At 71.8% G+C, this 19,341-nt stretch carries 13 protein-coding genes, 1 tRNA gene and 1 other RNA gene; 9 read left to right on the top strand and 6 right to left on the bottom strand.

Translation table 11 applies throughout. The features are described from left to right. Positions 1 to 23 precede the first annotated feature (23 nt). A complete protein-coding gene (locus ACWGUG_RS09750; RefSeq protein ID WP_452324547.1) occupies positions 24 to 1,541 on the bottom strand; it encodes a threonine/serine ThrE exporter family protein in 1,518 nt (505 codons plus the stop codon). A 480-nt stretch (positions 1,542 to 2,021) separates the two neighbouring features. Between ACWGUG_RS09750 and ACWGUG_RS09745 the strand changes: the two genes are divergently transcribed. Further along, complete coding sequence (locus tag ACWGUG_RS09745) at positions 2,022 to 3,164, top strand: peptidoglycan-binding domain-containing protein (protein ID WP_452324546.1); 1,143 nt, start codon at positions 2,022 to 2,024, stop codon at positions 3,162 to 3,164. Positions 3,165 to 3,331: 167 nt separating this feature from the next. On the opposite strand, the gene ACWGUG_RS09740 is transcribed toward ACWGUG_RS09745, so the two are convergent. The 4 genes from ACWGUG_RS09740 to ACWGUG_RS09725 form a co-directional block, all read right to left on the bottom strand. Then, a tRNA-Ser gene (locus tag ACWGUG_RS09740) sits at positions 3,332 to 3,416 on the bottom strand. Between the two features lie 41 nt (positions 3,417 to 3,457). Then, positions 3,458 to 5,734 carry a transglutaminase TgpA family protein gene (locus tag ACWGUG_RS09735; RefSeq protein WP_452324545.1) on the bottom strand — a complete coding sequence of 759 codons (2,277 nt, stop codon included), beginning with the start codon at positions 5,732 to 5,734 and terminating at the stop codon, positions 3,458 to 3,460. Then, positions 5,721 to 6,980 carry a DUF58 domain-containing protein gene (locus ACWGUG_RS09730; RefSeq protein ID WP_452324544.1) on the bottom strand — a complete coding sequence of 420 codons (1,260 nt, stop codon included), beginning with the start codon at positions 6,978 to 6,980 and terminating at the stop codon, positions 5,721 to 5,723. The genes ACWGUG_RS09735 and ACWGUG_RS09730 overlap by 14 nt, the downstream gene beginning before the upstream one ends. Before the next feature lie 8 nt (positions 6,981 to 6,988). After that, the gene (locus tag ACWGUG_RS09725) at positions 6,989 to 8,008 is read right to left on the bottom strand and encodes an AAA family ATPase (RefSeq protein WP_336394995.1); all 1,020 of its coding nucleotides are present in this window, start codon (positions 8,006 to 8,008) and stop codon (positions 6,989 to 6,991) included. A 208-nt stretch (positions 8,009 to 8,216) separates the two neighbouring features. On the opposite strand from ACWGUG_RS09725, the gene ACWGUG_RS09720 reads away from it, so the two are divergent. From ACWGUG_RS09720 to ffs, 3 genes are all read left to right on the top strand, one after another. Beyond that, positions 8,217 to 8,672: a hypothetical protein gene (locus ACWGUG_RS09720; protein ID WP_336394996.1), complete on the top strand. Its 456-nt coding sequence runs from the start codon at positions 8,217 to 8,219 to the stop codon at positions 8,670 to 8,672. Continuing rightward, a complete protein-coding gene (locus ACWGUG_RS09715) occupies positions 8,669 to 10,303 on the top strand; it encodes a DUF5671 domain-containing protein (RefSeq protein WP_452324543.1) in 1,635 nt (544 codons plus the stop codon). Before ACWGUG_RS09720 ends, ACWGUG_RS09715 begins: the two co-directional genes overlap by 4 nt. Before the next feature lie 48 nt (positions 10,304 to 10,351). After that, positions 10,352 to 10,448, top strand: an RNA gene (gene ffs / locus ACWGUG_RS09710) — signal recognition particle sRNA small type. Here the strand turns inward: ffs and ACWGUG_RS09705 are convergent. After that, a complete protein-coding gene (locus ACWGUG_RS09705) occupies positions 10,443 to 11,126 on the bottom strand; it encodes an NUDIX domain-containing protein (RefSeq protein ID WP_452324542.1) in 684 nt (227 codons plus the stop codon). The genes ffs and ACWGUG_RS09705 overlap by 6 nt on opposite strands. Positions 11,127 to 11,223: 97 nt before the next feature. Between ACWGUG_RS09705 and pta the strand changes: the two genes are divergently transcribed. From pta to ACWGUG_RS09680, 5 genes are all read left to right on the top strand, one after another. After that, complete coding sequence (pta, locus tag ACWGUG_RS09700) at positions 11,224 to 13,374, top strand: phosphate acetyltransferase (protein WP_452324541.1); 2,151 nt, start codon at positions 11,224 to 11,226, stop codon at positions 13,372 to 13,374. Positions 13,375 to 13,378: 4 nt separating this feature from the next. Further along, positions 13,379 to 14,605, top strand: coding sequence for an acetate/propionate family kinase (locus tag ACWGUG_RS09695; RefSeq protein ID WP_452324540.1), 1,227 nt, complete (start codon positions 13,379 to 13,381; stop codon positions 14,603 to 14,605). Between the two features lie 104 nt (positions 14,606 to 14,709). Then, positions 14,710 to 15,441, top strand: coding sequence for an HAD family hydrolase (locus tag ACWGUG_RS09690; RefSeq protein WP_452324539.1), 732 nt, complete (start codon positions 14,710 to 14,712; stop codon positions 15,439 to 15,441). Continuing rightward, positions 15,438 to 17,963, top strand: coding sequence for a glycoside hydrolase family 65 protein (locus tag ACWGUG_RS09685; protein WP_378884324.1), 2,526 nt, complete (start codon positions 15,438 to 15,440; stop codon positions 17,961 to 17,963). The genes ACWGUG_RS09690 and ACWGUG_RS09685 overlap by 4 nt, the downstream gene beginning before the upstream one ends. A gap of 106 nt (positions 17,964 to 18,069) precedes the next feature. Next, positions 18,070 to 19,341, top strand: a 1,272-nt coding sequence (locus tag ACWGUG_RS09680) for a DNA polymerase III subunit gamma and tau (protein ID WP_452324538.1), incomplete at its 3' end; no start/stop codon positions are given.

Below are 19,341 nucleotides of genomic sequence, written 5' to 3'. Positions count from 1 at the left end.
CGACTTCCGCGGCGGAGCAGCCGTCACTTCAGTTCGTCGGTGTCTTCGCGCATCCAATCCGCGAGGGGAGCGCTTCGGAATCCGCGGGTGGAGCCCGAGGCGACCAGCCCCAGCAGCACGCCTAGTGCGATGGACACCATGGTCGCGATCGTGGTGATGATCGCACTCGTCCCCGACGAATCGCCCTCGAGTGCGTTGGCCACCCCGATGAAACCGAGCGCCCCCGGCACGAGCAGCCAGAACGCGGGCAGAAAACTCACGAGCGCGGGCGGGCCGGTGCGCTGACGAGCGACGACGACGGCGACCGGCGTCATCGCGGCGGCGCCGACGAGTGCCGAGAGCACGCCGTCGAAGAGCACGTCGCCGATCACCTGGGCGCCGTACGCGACGTACAGGACGATCAGTATCCAGCCGATGGAGAAAGGCTTGGCGCACTGGTAGATGCCGATGCCGACGCCGAAGGCGGCGACCGCCACCCACGGGGCGACGGGTCCGATCGGCCATTGAGTCGTGGTGAGCGGCGGCACGCCGAGCAGAGCGGCAGCGCCCACGATCCCGGTCGCGAGCAGAATGAGCCGCATCCCTCCCGCAGCGAGGCGGGCACCGCCCGAGATGATGTGCCCGGTCGCCAGTTCGATCACACCGATCGTCAGCAGCCCGCCGGGCAGCAGCATGATCAGCGGTGCGACGATCGCAGGAAGCACTCCCGCATCGAAGAGATGCGCCACGGCCAGGACGGCGCTGGCCACGCCGAGAGACGCGGCGACCACGATGAGCGCCTGGTACGCGGCTTCGAGGCGTTCCGTCGCGAGCAGCAATGCGCCCACGCCGATGCCGAGCGCCCCCGCGAGGAGCACCCCGGGCCACGAGGAGCCGAGCAGGACGCTGAGCGCGGCCGACAGCAGCGCGTACGCACCGATCCGCTGCACACGAGTGAACGGCGGCGGCAGCGTCTTGACGCGAGCGAGCTGCCTGCGTACCCAGGTCGCGCTGTTCGCGCGGGTGCGCGCCACCCCGGCGATGCGATCCACCGCGTCGACCTGGTAGAGCAACGCCGAGCTGTCGCCGGCGGTGACGGCACGCGTCTCCACCGAGCCGCCGTCACCCGATGACACGAGGATGGAAGTGGGGAACACGACCGCTTCTGCCGCGGTGAGACCACTCACCTTCGCCATATCGTCCAGTGCGCTGCGCACCAGCCCGACGGGATAGCCGCTGTCGATCATCGCAGTGCCCAGTGACGCCATCGCATCGAGCACAACCGGGGGCGGATCCGTGCCCACCACGCGATCGCCGGCCTCCGCAGTGCCCTGCGCTCGCTCACGCCGCAGCAGCAGCCACAGCATCACGGCGGCGGCGAGCAGCACGCCGAGTGCGATCAGCAGCGTGGGCAGCGTGGCCGTCGAGCCGGCCACGGCCGGCGGAATCGCCGGCACGGTCGCCGGCGTCGGGGTCGGCGTCGGCTGCGGCGTCGCCGTCTGATCCGGGGTCGCGGTGGCGGAGGGCGCCGGCGTCGGGTCGGGGGAGGCGGTCGGCTCCACGTCGGGCGGCGGGGTTGCCGCTGTCGGTGTGGGGGTCGGCGTGGGCGTCGGTGCCGGCTCGTCGCTCGGCGACGGGGACGGCGAGGGGACGGGCGTGTCCGCAACCGCGAGCGCTGTCTGCGCCGTCGCGTACGAAGGGGGCTGGGATGCCGACGCCGCCGCGCCGGCGCCAATGAACAGGATGACTTCGGCGCTTGCCGCGGCGCACCACAAGATCCTGCGCTCGCGGCGCGTGAAGTCCGTGCGCATCCACGCCATCAACCACCCATGCTGGCATCGTGGAGATCCACCGCGATAGGGGCAGATCTGCGACGAGCGCCGTCCGCGGGTATGCGGGGAACGGACCTGGCGCGTCAGGGAGTGCGCTGGGTATCGTCTGATCTCAACGGCCTCTCGATCCTCGACGCTGAGGGTCGACGAACGGAGCGCCGATGCAAAGGCCCACTCGCTGAAGGACCGACCGCTTCGATGGAGGCTGCTGTGAGCACGGAGAGCATGAGGCGGCGGATTGTTCCGGGCGCCATCGCGATCGGCATCGCGGTTCTGACGATCGGACTCGCCGGTTGCGAGGCCGAGGTATCGGGCGTCAACCTTGCGGAGTCGAGGGTCGCTGCAAATGAGGACGCGCTGGCCGAGGCTCAGGCGCAGTTCGCCGACGCCGCGGCGAACTTCTGCGCCGCGAGCAAGACGTACGTGATGGCGCTCGACCGTTACGGGGACGTGCTCAACGACACGGCACCCACAGTCGGCGACGTCAGAGACGCGGGGGCGGATCTCGCGGAGCCGAAGGACGAGGCGTTCGAAGGGGCGGAGGCGGCCGTCGAAGCCCAGCAGCAGGTCGCGATCGCAGAGGACGAGTTGGCGCAGGCGCGCGCGGAGCTGGAGCGCGTGAAGGCCAGCCCCTCGGGCGAACCCAGTCCATCCGATTCGTCGCCGGCGACGCCGGCCCCGTTGGCCCCCGCCCTGAGCGTCGAGCGGGTCATGCAGGCGGAGTCGGAGTTCGCGGACGCGCAGGGCGCGATCACCGACGACACGCCGTTGGCGGACGCAGCCGAGCAGTTCAACAGCGCCGCGGTCGCTCTCGAGTTCGCATGGCTGCGACTGTTCGTGGATGCCGGGTGCATCTCGGACGAGCAAGCAGTGAACGCGCAGGCAGCGGCGAGTGCGTATACAACGGCGTTGCAGCAGGATCTCGCCGAAACCGGATACTACGCCGGTGCCGTCGACGGCGTGTACGGGCCGGAGACCGTCGGGGCGGTCGAATCACTGCAGGAAGCGAACGGGTTGCCGATCACCGGCACGATGGATGCCGCGACCTCCGCCGCTCTCCAGGCGGAACTGCTGGCGCTCGGAGGTGCCGCCGCGCAGGAGTCGATCGCGACCACCGCAGCCGTTCAGCAGACTCTCAAGCTCGTCGGGTTCTGGGATGGACCCGTCGACGGAGTGTGGACTCCCGCCCTGACGGAGGCGGTGAAGGCCTTCCAGATCGAGTTGGGCGTCGAGCCCACGGGTGCCGTGGACGCCGCCACCGTCAGCGCTTTCCAGCAAGCACTCGCGGACTTCGCAGAAGCGGAGCCGACAGAGAGCCCAGCGCCGAGTCCGTCGAGCACTCCCGAATCGTGAGTCGGCGAGGGGTTGGCGCGACCCGACGTGCGCACACGGCGCTGTCTCCGAGTAAGTCGGTCCGGATCCGCGGAATTCGGGGCTCTGGACGCCTGAAAGTGAACCATAACTCTGCCACGAGAGTTGGAATGAGGCACGATCCCTTGAAAACACTGGGATCGCAGGTGCGGAGGATGGGGGATTCGAACCCCCGAGGGCTTGCACCCAACACGCTTTCCAAGCGTGCGCCATAGGCCACTAGGCGAATCCTCCAGGAGGCCCCGAAGGGCCGCCGACCATCCTACCCTGCTCGGCTACCGCACCCGAACCGGAGCCGCTCCGGCATAGACGCTGCCGGGACGGATGATGAGGGATCGGGGGGCCGCGAGCGCCAGGATCCGCCGCGACGCCGGCACCGACGTCAGCAGCGATGCGCGCACCGCGGCGGCCGCGTCGGCCGCGGCATCCCCCATCCAGTACGAGCGGGTCCCCGCACGGGAGTAGCTGACGCGCTCGATCGCGGTGAGGACGGTATCGATGTCGGATGCCGCCACCCCGTGCTCTTCGACCAGGCGCCGGGCGAAGGCGCGCGGCGTCTCGCTGGCCGGCACGGGGATGGCCACGTCGATGGCTGCCTCCTGCACCGACTGCCAGGCCGCGGCGGCGTCACCGGCGCGGGCCGCGGCATCCAGCCGGCGCCGGCGGACCTCCTTCGCCAGGAGCGGAAGGGAGAGGAGCACGATGACAGCGGTCACGATGCCGAGCAGGGGGAGCGGGTCGACGGTGTCGCGCGCCGCACCGATCCCATTCGCCGACTGCTGCTCCTCCGCATCGATCTCGGCGCGGTCCCCAGGGGAGGTGGGCGTCGCCGTCGGCTGCGAGCCCACGCTCCCGGGGTCGGTCGTCTCGCCCGGCGCGGTCGCCGCGGACGAGAACATCGTCGGCGTGCCCAGACCCGTGGTCGGCTCGAACGGGATCCAGCCGATGCCCTCGAAGTACACCTCGGGCCAGGCGTGCAGCTGCGAGCTCGACACCGTGAACACCGGCTGCCCGTCGACGCTGTCCGTCGTCGGCGTGCCCGGGAGGTAGCCCACGACGATGCGCGACGGCATGTTGAGGGTGCGCGCCATGAGTGCGAAGGCGGAGGCGAAGTGCACGCAGTAGCCCTGGCGCACCTCCAGGAACCGTGCCACCGCTTCGGCGCCGCTGCCGTCGAAGCCCTCCTCGACCGGTGCGTCGAGGGAGTACGCGAAGTCGCCGCCCCGGAACCACCGCTGCAGAGCCGTGAGGCGGTCGTAGTCGTTGGTCGCGGCGGCGGTGACCTCCACGGCGAGCTCGGCGATCTGCGGGGGGATGTCGGCGGGGATCTCGGTCGTCTCGTCGCGGACCTGCGAGCCGACGGCCGTCGCCGCCCGCACCTGTTCCAGTGATGGGCGGGGGAGGGTCCACTGCACCTCGTACGACTGGCCCATCGTCGAGTCGCTCGTCGTCGCCACCGTGTGGTTGTAGGGCACCGCCCCCCACAGTCCCCTGAGCCCGGCGACCCCGACCGCCGGATACGGCACCGGCGCCCACGGCGAGTCCAGGTTCACCACGTCGACCTTGGTGGTGTACTCCGAGATCCGGATCTCGTCCGTGTTGTCGATCTCGCCGAACGCCCGGTCGCTCTCGAGCGAGACGGTCTGCGCCCGGTCGGGCTCCCAGATGCCGCCCTCGAACCGGCTCAGCGTCGTCGCGCGCAGGTACGGCACCGACGGCGAGTCGGTACGGACGCGGATGACCTCCACCTCCTGCGGCCGGCGCAGGTCGTCGCCGAGCTGCAGGGTGGCATCGATCCCCGGCCCTGGTCCGAGTCCCGTGCCCGCGCGGGCCCCCGGCTGCGGCAGCGCCGGCGCGACCACGACGGCGACCACGATGGCGATCGCGCCGATGCCGAGCGCCGTGGCCGGCACGCCGGCGGTGCGCTCCTCCTCACGCTCCATCGGCTTCTCGCGCGAACGGGTCTCGGAGCGGATCAGGAACAGGATCGTCACGGCGAGGAAGACGAACCCGATCACGTCGACGGCAGCGGGCGCCGCGATCGCCGGGATCAGCGACACCGTGACGATGCCGACCGACGCCAGCAGCGGCATCCGTGCCGTCACCACGACGTGGTCGACGATGATCGTCAGCAGTCCCATCGCTCCGACCACCACGAAGGCCAGCGGAAGAGAGCCGTCGAGGGGCGCCGCGCCGAGCCTGATCTCCTCCATCGCCGCTTCCACGAGCAGCGGCACGCTGCGGATCGTGTCGAGGGTCGGGATGACCCACAGCAGCGCGGTGTCCCTGAGGAACACCAGCGTCAGGAACACGGCCCACAGGGTGGCCTCGATGAGGGTCACGGCGACCGCCGGGAGGCGGTAGAGGCGCGCGGTGTAGCCTGCGCCGAGGATGAGCGCGGCCAGCAGCAGCGCCGCCAGCAGCCACCAGCCGGAGTCGATGACGCGCACGACCGGGAGCAGGGCCGCGAGCAGCGCCGCGAAGATCGAGAAGGTCAGCAGCTTCTCTCCGCCGCGTGCGCGCGTCGCGCGGCCCGCGTCAGCCGACGACATGGTGCGCCCCCCGCCCGATCGCGTTCGCCCACGCGGGCGCCAGGTCGCGTTCGGCGTCGATGGCCGCCACGTGCCAGCCGTGGTCGGCGGCGAGGTCCAATGCGCCGGCGGCCGGGGCGGCGGCGAGGAGGACCGGCAGCGTGCTGTGATGGGCGACAGGTCCGACCGCCGCCGCGTCAGAGGGATCGAAGCGGCCGACGATGAGGACGATCGGTCCGGTCGAGATGCCCGCGAACAGCCGGGGCAGCCGGGGGAGATCATCGTCGCGTCGGGCCGTCATCGTCGCGAACTGCACGAGCAGTCCGTCGACGGACATCATGTCGCCGCCGTCGATGCGATCGATGAGCACCGTGCCCTCGGTGTCGAGCACCTCCACCGCGTAGCCGTCGTGGACGAGGCGGGCGACGGCGGACACGCACGCGGAGACGGCGGCCTCGAAGCCGGGGTCGGCGCCGGGCGCCTGCAGCGCATCGGGCGACCACCGACGTACCGCCCGGTCGATGACGACCGCCGCCTCGGGCGTGGACTCCTGCTCCTCCTGGCGCACCATGAGCTCGTCACGGTGAGCGGTGGCGCGCCAGTGGATGCGGCGCATGGAGTCGCCCGAGGCGTAGGGGCGGGCGACGAGGTTGTCGGCGCCCTGACCCAGCTGGTCCGTCGTCGTATGGAGCAGGCCGCCCGTCGCGCCGGCGTAGTCGATCAGCGGGGCGAGGTCGACGACCGCCGGGGCGACGGTCACCGGGGTGCGCTGGCTGAACACCACCGTGCGCCGCGCGAGCCCGAACGGGTCGGACGACTGCACCGTGAGCGGACCCAGCGAGTGCACCCCGCGCCTGGCGCCGGTGACGGTGTAGACGAGGTCGATGCTCCTGGCGCCGCCGCGCTCGCCGCCGAGGAACCCCGACCCGAGCGCGGGGAAGGCGCCGGCGGCCTTGCCGCGCAGTCCCTTCGGAAGCGCGTCACGCCACGTCCCCGGCGCGGTGGGCAGCGCCGTGCGCACGCCGACGCGCACGGCCACACGGGCCTCCGACCCCACCGAGACGACGTCGGGCGAGAGCGAGCGGGTCACCGACTCGGTGCGGCGGCCGGCATAGAGTGACGCGACGCTCGCCGCGACGACGGCAAGCAGCAGGATGCCGAAGTACATCAGCTCGGCCAGGCTCGCCTCCTGCGCGACGACGAGGCAGACGATCGCCAGGACGAGCGCGCCGGTGCCCCGGACTGTCAGCGGCCACACTCGTCTCATCGGCGGACTCACTGACGTGAGGCGATCGGCACTCGCACGCTCGCCGCGATGCGCTCCAGGATCGTGGCGATCGCGTCGGCCGCATTGCCGCCGCGCGCGCCGCCGGCGGCACGGGTGGGGATGAGGCGGTGCGCGAACACGGGCGCGAGGAGCGCCGTGATGTCGTCCGGGATGACGAACGCCCGCCCGTCGAGGGCGGCCCACACCTTGGCGGCCCGGACGAGCTGCAGCGTCGCGCGCGGGCTGGCGCCCAGACGCAGGTCGCTGTGACTGCGGGTCGCCTGAGCGAGTCCGACGGCGTAGTCCTCGATGGCGGGCGCCACGTGCACCGCGCGCGCCCATCCGATGAGGCCCGAGACCTCGTCGGCCGAGACCACGGCGGCGAGCTGGTCGAGCGGGTTCACGGTGTCGCGCTGGCGGAGCATGAGCGCCTCCGAGCGGGGGTCGGGGTATCCCATGGAGATGCGCATCATGAAGCGGTCGCGCTGGGCCTCGGGAAGGGCGTACGTCCCCTCCATCTCCAGCGGGTTCTGCGTCGCGACCACCAGGAACGGCTCGGGGACGAAGTGCGTGCGCCCGTCGACGGTGACCTGCCGCTCCTCCATCGCCTCGAGCAGGGCCGACTGCGTCTTGGGGGAGGAACGGTTGATCTCGTCCGCGATCACGATGTTGGCGAAGATCGCACCCGGCTTGAACTCGAACTCCCGGTCGACCGGGTTGTAGACGCTAACCCCCGTGACGTCACCCGGCAGGAGGTCGGGGGTGAACTGGATCCGCCGCACGGTCGCATCCACCGACGTCGCGAGCGCCCGGGCGAGCATCGTCTTGCCGACGCCCGGCACGTCCTCGATGAGCAGGTGGCCTTCTGCGAGGAGGCAGACCAGCGCGCTGCGCACCGCCTCGGGCTTTCCGTCGATGACGCTGCCGACCGCGTCGAGGATCGCGTCCGTGATGCGCGCGAACCCGTCCGCCGTCAGCCCGGCCCCGTGCGCGCCGGGTCCGGCATCCGTCATGGCGGTATCGACCATCGCGGCCTCCTGGTCCGCTCGTCCGAGCGGTTCGGCGGGTGAGAGCGGGCTCCCTCGCCCACGGCTCGATCCTATCCGCGCGCAGGCGGGGCGGCACTGGGAGGATGCCGTGGGCTCGAGGAGCCACGCCGCGCGCCCGGCGATACCGTCCCGCGCGCCGGATCCCGCGCAGGTGCGGCACGACCGCCGGGGGGAGCATGATGTGAGCATGAGCGAAGACGCCCCTCGCCGCCGCTGGGCGCTCCCGGCACTCCTGATCGGCATCGGCCTGGTGGTCGTGATCGCCGTCGTGGTCATCGTCGCTCGCGGCGGCCCGCAGGAGTACCCGGCCGATACGCCGGAAGGCGTCGTCCAGCGCTACTCGCAGGCCCTGATCGACGGGGACTTCGAGGGTGCGCTCGAGTATGTCGTACCCGAGATCGCCGACGACTGCGAGCGGGACTGGTTCGCTGCCGAGGATTACCGGGTGGCGCTCGTCCGCACGACCGAGCGCGAGTCGGGCACGACGGTCGACGTGCTCATCACCGCCGTATACGGGTCGGGCCTGCTCGGCCCGGGGGAGTCGGAGTCCGAGGGCAGCTTCCTGCTGGTGCAGGAGGACGGCGAGTGGCTCATCGAGCGCGCGCCGTGGCAGCTGTCGCTGTGCGGGGAGCTCGGACTGTGACCGGCGCACCCGCACCGGCACCTGCACCCGCGCCCGCGCGCGCCGGCGGCGGCGCCGGGGCCGTCGTGCGGCGGATCATCCTCCTGTCGCTCCTGTTCGCCCTCATCACGGTGGCGGCGATCGGGATCTCGGGTCTGCTGGCGCGGGCGATCGGCTTCGAGCAGGTGATCGCGGAGGGGGAGGCATCCCTCGCCCGTTCGCTCGCCTTCGCCGTCATCGGCACCCCCCTCGCCGCAGCGCTGTGGTGGTGGCAGCGTCGGCGCCTCGCGGAGCCGGCGGAGCGGGCGTCGCTGGTGTGGACGCTGTACCTGACGGCGATGACGCTGACGGCGCTCGTGACCGCGACCGTGTCGCTCGCGCTGACGGCGAACGGGGGGATCGACGGCGAATGGCGGCCCGACGACGCCGCTGCGGCGCTGGTGTGGGCCGGCGTGTGGGTGTGGCACCGGCGGATGCGCCGGCACGCCCGCACGGCGCCGACACGGCTCGCCGACCTCCCCGTGCAGCTCAGCGCGGTCTGGGGACTCGTGATCGGCGCCCTGGGGGCCGTCGCCGCGATCGCGGCCCTGATCGCTCGGGCGCTCACCGGCGGAGCCGGCCTGCTCGCGAGCGGCGGACTCTGGTGGCAGACCGTCCTGCAGTCGCTCGTCTGGCTCGCACTCGGCGCGGGGATCTGGTGGTGGCACTGGCACCGCGAGGGCGCGCGCGGTGCGCCCGGGCTGTTCGCCGCCGTGCTCCTGGTCATCGTGGTGGGCGCCGCGGCGGCCACCACGCTCATCGCGCTGGCGAACACCCTCCACACCGTGTTGAGGATGCTCGTCTCCGGCGCCACCGCGGACGTGCTCGCCCCGCTGGACATGGCCGTCGCGGCTGCCGCGGTCGGAGCCGTCCTATGGGTGTACCACGCGGGCGTCCTCGGCTCGCGCCCCGACGGCGCACGTCAGGCCGGGCGTCTCGTGGTCTCGGCGATCGCGCTCATCCAGGCCGCGAGCGGTTTCGGCGTGATCGTCAACGCGCTGCTGGCGAGCGTCGCCTCGTCGCTCGTCGACGACGAGAGCCTGAACCTTCTGCTCGGGGGCATCAGCGCCCTCCTCGTGGGCGGAGGGGCGTGGTGGGCGGCATGGCGGCCCGACCGCGGCGGGGCTGCGGATGCGGCCGACGCCGGCCGGCGCGTCTATCTCGTGGTGATCTTCGGTGCCAGCGCCATCGCGGCCGTGGTGACGCTCCTGCTCATCGGCTACCGCCTCTTCGAGTTCGCGCTGGGGGAGGGGGAGCCCGGCGGCCTGCTGGAGTACATCCGGGCGCCCCTCGGCGTGCTGAGTGCGACCGCCGTCGTCTTCGCGTACCACTTCGCCATCTGGCGACGCGACCGTGCCGCGGCGCCCCGGTCGGCGCGGCGCCGGATCGGGCGGGTGATCCTCGTCTCGGGCGGCGACGTGTCGTCGCTGGGCGTCGCGGTCCGCTCGGCGACGGGGGCCGCGGTGTCGGTGTGGCCGGCGGCGGACGGGGAGGCGACCCTGGCAGCGGACCCCGCGCCGGTGCTCGCCGCGCTGGAGCAGGTCTCCGCGCCGCGGGTGCTCGTCCTGGCCGAGTCCGCCGGCGGCGTGCGGGTGGTGCCGCTCGCCGACTGAGCGGCCGTGCGCGTGGCTCGCGTCATGCTGCGAGCGGGTTAGACTGTAGGCAGCTCTCCGCGAGGCGGCATCCAGGCCAACTCCCCCAGGACGGAAACGTAGCAAGGGTAACCAGGCTCTGCCGGGTTCGCGGAGAGTCTTAATTTTTCCGGGCGCCTGCGGCGGCGAAGGGGCCGTCGAGCACCGCCCACTGCAGCAGCATGATGGTCTTCGCGTCCTGGATCCGCCCGTCGCGCACCATCGTGAGCGCCTCGTCGATGTGCGGCTCGAGCAGCTCGATGTGCTCGCCGTCCTCCTCGACGCCGCCGCGGTCGCCCGTCCGCGTCGAGGCGTCGTACGGCGCGGCGAAGAAATGCAGCCGCTCGGTGACCGACCCGGGGCTCATGTACACGTCCCACACGTGCTCGAGCTCGCCGATGTCGACACCGGTCTCCTCGGCGGTCTCGCGCCGGATGGCCGTCACGGCGTCGTCCTCGTCGAGGAGGCCGGCGGCCGTCTCGATCAGCATCCCGTCCGGGTGGTCGTTGACGTACACGGGGTACCGGAACTGCCGCGTCAGCAGCACGGTACGGCGGGCGGGGTCGTAGAGCAGCACGGTCGCGCCGTTGCCGCGATCGTACGTCTCGCGCTGCTGCGTCTCCCAGCGGCCCGACGGGGTGCGGTAGTCCAGGGTCGTGCGCCGCAGCACGTGCCACGCGGACGCCAGGACCTCCACCTCGGTCACCCGCACGTCCGGGTTGCGGTCGAGGTCGCGCCCCGTGCGGTCGAGCCCAGTCCTGCCGCGGTGGTCGGGGACGTCGATACCGGGCCGGGGCGCATCCATGACCCGAGGGTAGCCGAGCGCACCGGCGCCCCCGCCCCGGCGCCCGATGCGGCCGCCTGCCTGGCCGAGCACTCCGGCCCGACCGTAGGCTGGACCGGTGGCGCAGAGCATCTACATCACGTCGGCCGAAGGCCACTCCGGGAAGTCCACGGTCGCGCTCGGCGTGCTCGACGCGCTGAGCCACGCGACACCGCGTGTGGGGGTGTTCCGGGCCATCGCGCGCTCGACGATCGAGCGCGACTACGTGCTCGAGATGCTCCTGGACCACGACGGGGTGGATCTCGCGTACGACGACTGCTTCGGCGTCACCTATGACGACGTCCGCCATGATCCGGATGCCGCTCTCGCTACGATCGTCGAGCGCTACAAGGCCGTCGAGGCCCAGTGCGACGCGGTGGTGATCCTCGGCAGCGACTACACCGACGTCGGCAGCCCCGCCGAGCTGGCGTACAACGCGCGCATCGCGGCGAACCTCGGCGCCCCCGTGCTGCTCGTGCTGGGTGGTCGGTCGGCTCAGAACCAGACCCAGCCGGAGCAGCTGGGCTCGTCGCTGCCGCGCACGCCGGAGGAGGTGGGGCAGATCGCCGATCTGGCGCTCGCCGAGCTCCAGCACGGCCGCGCCAAGCTCTTCGCCGTCGTCGCGAACCGTGCCGATCCCGAGCGGCTCGATGAGACCATCGCCGCGCTGCGCCGTTCGATCCAGGCGCACTCCCACGAGACCTCCGCCGGCGCCTCGGGCGAGACGGTGCCGGTGTGGGCCCTCCCCGAGGACCGCTATCTCGTCGCCCCGTCGATCCGCGGCATCATGCGCTCGGTCGACGGCGAGCTGATCGGCGGCGACCCCGACCGGCTCACGCGCGAGGCGCTGGCCGTCGTGGTCGCGGGCATGTCCATGGTCAACGTGCTGCCGCGCCTGCTGGATGGTGCGGTGGTCGTCATCCCCGCCGACCGCTCCGAGGTCCTGCTCGCCACGCTGCTGGCCAACGCGTCGGGCACGTTCCCGTCCATCTCCGGCATCGTCCTCAACGGCGGCTTCGAGATCCCCGAGCCGGTGACGCGGCTCCTGGAGGGCCTGGGCTCCAGCGTCCCCATCATCACCACCGAGCTCGGCACGTACGAGACGTCGGTGCGGATCATGGGCACGCGCGGCCGCCTGGCCGCCGACTCGCAGCGCCGCTACGACACCGCCCTCGCGCTGTTCGAGCAGAGCGTCGACACCGACGAGCTGCTCACGGCGTTCGGCGTCGCCCGCGCGACCGTGGTCACGCCCCTCATGTTCGAGTTCCAGCTCATCGAGCGGGCGCGCGCGCAGCGCAAGAGGATCGTCCTGCCCGAGGGCGACGACGACCGCGTGCTGCGCGCCGCAGCCACGGTCCTCAAGCGCGGCATCGCGGACCTCGTGATCCTCGGCGAGCCGTTCGAGGTGCGCGCCCGCGCGATCGAGCTCGGCATCGACATCAAGGCCGCCGAGGTGCTCTCGCCGCTGGACGCCGTCCACGTGCACAAGTTCGCCGAGGAGTACGCCCGGCTGCGGGCCCACAAGGGCGTCACCGTGAGCCAGGCGGCCGACACCGTCACCGATGTCTCGTACTTCGGCACGATGATGGTGCACCTCGGGCTCGCCGACGGCATGGTCTCGGGGGCGGCGCACACCACCGCCCACACGATCCGGCCGGCGTTCGAGGTGATCAAGACGAAGCCGGGTGTCTCGGTCGTGTCGAGCGTCTTCCTCATGGCCCTCGCCGACCGCGTGCTCGTCTACGGCGACTGCGCGGTCATCCCCGACCCCACCAGCGAGCAGCTCGCCGACATCGCGATCTCGTCCGCCGCGACGGCGGCGCAGTTCGGGATCGAGCCCCGCGTCGCGATGCTGTCGTACTCGACGGGGGAGTCCGGGTCCGGTGCGGACGTCGAGAAGGTGCGGGATGCCACGGCCCTGGTCCGCTCCCGCGCCCCCGAGCTGCTCGTGGAAGGCCCCATCCAGTACGACGCCGCCGCCGACGCCGCCGTGGCCGCGGCGAAGATGCCGGACTCGGAGGTCGCCGGCCGCGCGACGGTCTTCGTCTTCCCCGACCTCAACACCGGCAACAACACCTACAAGGCCGTGCAGCGATCGGCCGGCGCGGTCGCGATCGGACCGGTGCTGCAGGGGCTGAACAAGCCGATCAACGACCTGTCGCGCGGGGCGCTCGTCGACGACATCGTCAACACGATCGCCATCACGGCGATCCAGGCGCAGGGGGAGTGAACGCATGACACCGGTGCTCGTCATCAACAGCGGGTCGTCGTCGTTCAAGTACCAGCTGCTGGACATGGACACCGAGCGGACGCTGGCGTCCGGCCTCGTCGAGCGGATCGGCGAGTCTGTCGGCGTCGCGCGGCACACGGTGTACGCCGCGCCGACGGACGGCGCCTCGCCGACCTTCCTCGACGCCACCCGCACGCGCGAGCTGCCGATCCCCGATCACACCGCGGGCTTCGCCGTCATGCTCGACGCGTTCGCCTCCGACGGTCCCTCGCTGACCGACACGCCGCCCGTCGCGGTCGGCCACCGGGTCGTCCACGGCGGGGCGCGGTTCTTCGAGCCCACCCTCATCACGCCGCTCGTCGAGATCAACATCGACGAGCTCGCCGTGCTCGCCCCGCTGCACAACCCCGCGAACCTCGCGGGCATCGTGGCAGCGCGCGACGCGTTCCCCGACGTCCCGCACGTGGCGGTGTTCGACACCGCGTTCCACCAGACGCTGGCTCCCGCCGCCTACACGTACGCGATCGACACCGAGGTCGCGGCATCCCACCGCATCCGGCGCTACGGCTTCCACGGCACCTCGCACAAGTTCGTCAGCGAGGCGGCGGCGGCCTTCCTCGGGCGCCCGCTGGGCGAGCTCAAGCAGATCGTGTTCCACCTGGGCAACGGGGCGTCGGTCACCGCGATCGACGGCGGACGCTCCATCGACACCTCGATGGGCTTCACGCCTCTCGAGGGGCTGGTCATGGGCACCCGGTCGGGCGACATCGACCCCGCCGTGCTGTTCCAGCTCGCCCGTCGCGCCGGCCTGTCGATCGACGAGCTGGACGACCTGCTGAACAAGCGCAGCGGGCTGCTCGGGCTCGCCGGCTCCAACGACCTGCGCGACATCCGCGCCGCCGTCGAACGCGGCGACGAGCGGGCGATCCTCGCCTTCGAGGTGTACGTGCACAGGCTGCGCGCCTATGCCGGCGCCTACCTGGCGCAGCTCGGCGGCGCCGACGTCATCTCGTTCACGGCGGGCGTCGGCGAGAACGCGCCGCACGTGCGCGCGGGCGCGCTGGAGACCCTCGGCTTCGCCGGAGTCGAGATCGATCCGGTCCGCAATGAGGCGCAGGAGCGCGGCATCCGGATCATCTCGACGGATGCCTCGGCCGTGACCGTCCTCGTTGTGCCGACCGACGAAGAGCTCGAGATCGCCCGGCAGACGCTGGGCGTCGCCCGTCCCTGAACGTCACGGGGTGTCGGCTGGGCTCCCGCCCGCATTACGCTTTGCTGAGCGGCGCGACGGAGTGCCGACGCATCCACCCGCTCCCCTCGCTCCCCGGAGGTCCTGTGGCTCCCGACGCCCTGCCCGATCTGACCGCCTTCGACGCCGTGCTGTTCGATCTGGACGGCGTGCTGACGCCCACCGCCGAAGTGCACATGCACGCGTGGCAGACGATGTTCGAGGAGCTGTTCGCGGCCTGGGACATCACGCCGGCGTACACGGAGCGCGACTACTTCGACTACCTGGACGGGAAGAAGCGGTACGACGGGGTGGCGAGCCTGCTGCGCTCCCGCGACGTCGAGGTGCCGTGGGGCGATCCGTCCGACGATCCCTCCGCCGAGACGGTGTGCGGCATCGGCAACCGCAAGAACGCGGTCTTCGAACGCGTGCTGCGCGCCGAGGGGATCGCCCCGTACCCCGGGTCGCTGCGGGTGCTGGACCTGCTGGCGGATGCCGGGACTCCGGTCGCGGTCGTCTCGAGCTCGAAGAACGCCGAGGAGGTGCTCGCCGCCGCCGGCATCCGCGACCGATTCACCGTCGTGATGGACGGCGTCATCGCCGAGCGCGACCACCTGGCGTCCAAGCCCGCCCCCGACGTCTTCGTCGAGGCCGCCAAGATGCTGGGCGTCGAGCCCGCCCGAAGCGCCGCGGTCGAGGACGCCATCAGCGGCGTGCGCTCGGCCGCGTCCGGCGGATTCGGGCTCGTCGTCGGCGTCGATCGCGGTGTCGGGGAGGACGACCTCCTGGACGCCGGCGCCCATGTGGTGGTGCAGGACCTGGAGGAGTTCGCGCGATGATCAACCGCGATCGGTTCCCCGTCGACCCCTGGCGGTTCGTCGAGAAGTCGTTCGACATCGACGACGCGGGCGTCACCGAGACGCTCTTCGCCGTCGGCAACGGCTACCTCGGCATGCGCGGCAACCACCCCGAGGGTCGCTTCGCCCATGAGCACGGCACGTTCATCAACGGCTTCCACGAGACGTTCCCGATCCGCCACGCCGAGCAGGCCTACGGCTTCGCCGAGGTGGGGCAGACGATCATCAACGCGCCCGACGCGAAGATCATGCGCGTCTACGTCGACGACGAGCCGCTGTCGCTCGACGTGGCCGACCTGCGCGAGTACGAGCGCGTCCTCGACATGCGCGACGGCGTGCTGCGTCGCCATCTCATCTGGGTGACCCCGTCCGGCAAGGAGGTGCAGATCGAGTTCGAGCGGATGGTGCCCTTCGAGGAGAAGCACCTCGCCGTCATGACGATCGACGTCACCGTCCTCAACGCCGACGCTCCGGTGACCGTGAGCTGCCAGATGATCAACCGTCAGGACGGCGAGGACGTCTACGGCGGCACGCCCTCGGCGCCCAAGCGCGCCGGGTTCGATCCGCGCAAGACGGAGCGGTTCCACGAGCGCGTGCTGCAGCCGCAGGAGTACTGGCAGGACCGGCTGCGCTCCGCGCTGTCGTACCGCGCGACGGAGTCCGGCATGACGATCGCGATCGTCGCCGATCACCTGGTCGAGACCGCCAACGAGCACACCTCGCGCACCCTCATCGAGCCCGACATCGCCAAGAACGTCTTCCGCGTGCAGGCGAAGGCGGGCGTGCCGATCCGCGTCACCAAGCTCGTCAGCTATCACACGTCGCGCGGCGTGCCGTCGCGCGAGCTCGTCGACCGCTGCCGTCGCACCCTCGACCGTGCGCTGGCCGAGGGCGTGGACGCGATCCGCGCGCAGCAGCGGTCGTGGCTCGACGCGTTCTGGGAGCGGTCGGACGTGCGCATCGGCGGACACGACGACCTGCAGCAGGCGACCCGCTGGTGCCTGTTCCAGCTCGCGCAGGCGTCGGCCCGCGCCGACGGTCAGGGCGTGCCGGCGAAGGGCATGACGGGGTCGGGGTACTCGGGCCACTACTTCTGGGACACCGAGATCTACGTGCTCCCCTTCCTCGCGTACACGACCCCGCTGTGGGCGCGCAACGCGCTGCGCATGCGCTACCTCATGCTCCCCGCCGCGCGTCGGCGCGCCTTCCAGCTGAACGAGGCGGGGGCGCTCTTCCCGTGGCGGACGATCAACGGGGAAGAGGCATCCGCCTACTACGCCGCCGGCACGGCGCAGTACCACATCAACGCCGACGTCAGCTATGCGCTGGCGAAGTACGTGCGCGCCACGGGAGACGAGGAGTTCCTCTTCCGCGAGGGCGTCGACATCGCCGTCGAGACGGCGAGGCTGTGGGCGACGCTCGGGTTCTGGCGCTCGAACGACGGCGTCATCGACGGCGAGGGCGACTCGTTCCACATCCACGGCGTCACCGGCCCCGACGAGTACACGACGGTCGTCAACGACAACCTCTTCACGAACGTCATGGCGCGGTTCAATCTCCGATTCGCGGCCCGCACCGTGCGCGAGATGGCAGAGATCGACGGCGAGGTGTACCGCCAGATGGTCGACCGCCTGTCGCTGGAGCCCGGCGAGCCCGACGCCTGGGAGCGGGCCGCAGAGGCGATGCACATCCCGTTCAGCCCGACTCTCGGCATCCACCCGCAGGACCATGTGTTCCTCGAGCGCGAGATCTGGGACCTCGAGAACACCCCTCCCGACAAGCGGCCGCTGCTGCTGCACTTCCACCCGCTCGTCATCTACCGGTACCAGGTGCTCAAGCAGGCCGACGTCGTGCTCGCGCTGTTCCTGCAGGGGAACCACTTCTCGGCGGAGGACAAGCTCGCCGACTTCGAGTACTACGACCCGCTGACCACGGGCGACTCGACGCTGTCGGCGGTCGTGCAGGCGATCCTCGCTGCGGAGGTCGGCTACCAGGACCTCGCGCTGGAGTACTTCCGCGAGTCGATCTTCGTCGACCTCGGCGACCTGCACCACAACGCCGCCGACGGTGTGCACGTGGCGTCGGCGGGCGGCGTGTGGACGGCGCTCGTCTCGGGCTTCGGCGGCATGCGCGACCACTTCGGCGAGTTGTCGTTCGACCCGCGTCTGCCCGCGGCGTGGCCGTCGCTGGAATTCGTGGTGCACTGGCACGGCACGCCGCTGACCGTGACGGTCACGCGCGACGAGCTGCGGGTGCGCGCGGGGGCCGGCGACCCGGTGGGCTTCAGCGTGCGCGGCGTCGGCTACGTGGTCGGCGCCGGAGAGCAGGTCGTGGTGGCGCTGGAGGGGCAGGGCCCGGTGATCTCGGGACGCCCGACGCTGCGCGAGCTGGGCGACGCGCGTCGCGAGGACGGCTCGCTGCTGTCGGCGTCGGTGCCCACCGTGACCTCGTCCATCCCGATCGTGGTGGGGGCGGCGGACCTCGAGCAGGGGGTCGACGTCTGAGCCCGCGCCGAGACGCGTCGTGCCGGCGCGGCGAGATCCCGCGTGCCGGCGGGACCGCCCCCGATCCGGCCGCCGGGATGTCGGACGCACGCCGTAGGCTGGGGGAGTGACCACCGCCCTCTACCGCCGCTACCGGCCCGAGTCGTTCGGCGAGATGATCGGGCAGTCGCAGGTCACCGAACCCCTCATGACCGCCCTGCGCAGCGACAGGGTCGGCCACGCGTACCTGTTCTCGGGCCCGCGCGGCTGCGGCAAGACGACGTCGGCCCGCATCCTCGCCCGCTGCCTCAACTGCGCTCAGGGGCCGACCGACACCCCGTGCGGCACGTGCGACAGCTGCGTCGAGCTGGGGCGCGGCGGCGGCGGATCGCTCGACGTGGTCGAGATCGACGCGGCGAGTCACAACGGCGTCGACGACGCGCGCGATCTGCGCGAGCGTGCCGTGTTCGCGCCCGCCCGCGACCGGTTCAAGATCTTCATCCTCGACGAGGCGCACATGGTGACGCCGCAGGGCTTCAACGCCCTGCTCAAGCTCGTCGAAGAGCCGCCCGATCACGTCAAGTTCATCTTCGCCACGACCGAGCCCGAGAAGGTCATCGGCACGATCCGCTCGCGCACGCACCACTACCCGTTCCGGCTCGTGCCTCCCGCGGCGATGCTCGAGTACGTCGAGCAGCTGTGCGCGCAGGAGGGCGTCGAGGTCGAGCAGGGCGTTCTGCCGCTCGTGGTCCGCGCGGGCGGCGGCTCCCCGCGAGACACGCTGTCGCTCCTGGATCAGCTCATCGCCGGTTCCGACCCCGGCACCGGGTCCGAGGCGATGACCGTGCGGTACGCACGGGCCGTCGCCCTGCTCGGGTACACGCACGCCGAGCTGCTCGACGAGGTCGTCGACGCCTTCGCCGCATCCGACGCCTCGGCGGCGTTCGCCGCCGTCGACCGGGTCGTGCAGACGGGTCAGGATCCCCGCCGCTTCGTCGACGACCTGCTGGAACGCCTGCGCGACCTGATCGTCGTCGCCGCGACCGGCCAGGACGCCGCCGCCGTCCTGCGGGGCGTCTCGGCCGACGACCTCACCCGCATGCGACGACAGGCCGACGCCTTCGGCTCGTCGCGGCTGTCGCGCATCGCCGACCTCGTCGTGGGCACGCTCGACGACATGACCGGCGCCACCTCGCCGCGCCTGCAGCTCGAGCTCATGGTCGCCCGCGTGCTCGCCAGAGGGGCGGATGCCGCGCCCGCCGAGCTCCCGGCCCGCGCCGCCGCTCCCGTCCCGGCCGTCGCTCCCGCTCCCGCCGCCCCGACGGCTCCCTCGGCCGCTCCGGCCGAGCAGCACCCGACGGCCCCGGCGGACGCGCCGACGACGCCCGCGGCCGCGCCG

The organism is Microbacterium sp. NPDC055455 (assembly GCF_053619935.1).
This window is presented reverse-complemented; position numbering and strand designations above follow the sequence as displayed.

What these genes read in the sequence shown, in the direction of transcription:
- ACWGUG_RS09735 (WP_452324545.1), bottom strand. Translation starts at nt 5,734, where the DNA reads ATGTCGTCGGCTGACGCGGGCCGCGCGACGCGCGCACGCGGCGGAGAG.
- ACWGUG_RS09730 (WP_452324544.1), bottom strand. Translation starts at nt 6,980, where the DNA reads ATGAGACGAGTGTGGCCGCTGACAGTCCGGGGCACCGGCGCGCTCGTC.
- ACWGUG_RS09725 (WP_336394995.1), bottom strand. Translation starts at nt 8,008, where the DNA reads ATGGTCGATACCGCCATGACGGATGCCGGACCCGGCGCGCACGGGGCC.
- ACWGUG_RS09720 (WP_336394996.1), top strand. Translation starts at nt 8,217, where the DNA reads ATGAGCGAAGACGCCCCTCGCCGCCGCTGGGCGCTCCCGGCACTCCTG.
- ACWGUG_RS09705 (WP_452324542.1), bottom strand. Translation starts at nt 11,126, where the DNA reads ATGGATGCGCCCCGGCCCGGTATCGACGTCCCCGACCACCGCGGCAGG.
- ACWGUG_RS09695 (WP_452324540.1), top strand. Translation starts at nt 13,379, where the DNA reads ATGACACCGGTGCTCGTCATCAACAGCGGGTCGTCGTCGTTCAAGTAC.
- ACWGUG_RS09685 (WP_378884324.1), top strand. Translation starts at nt 15,438, where the DNA reads ATGATCAACCGCGATCGGTTCCCCGTCGACCCCTGGCGGTTCGTCGAG.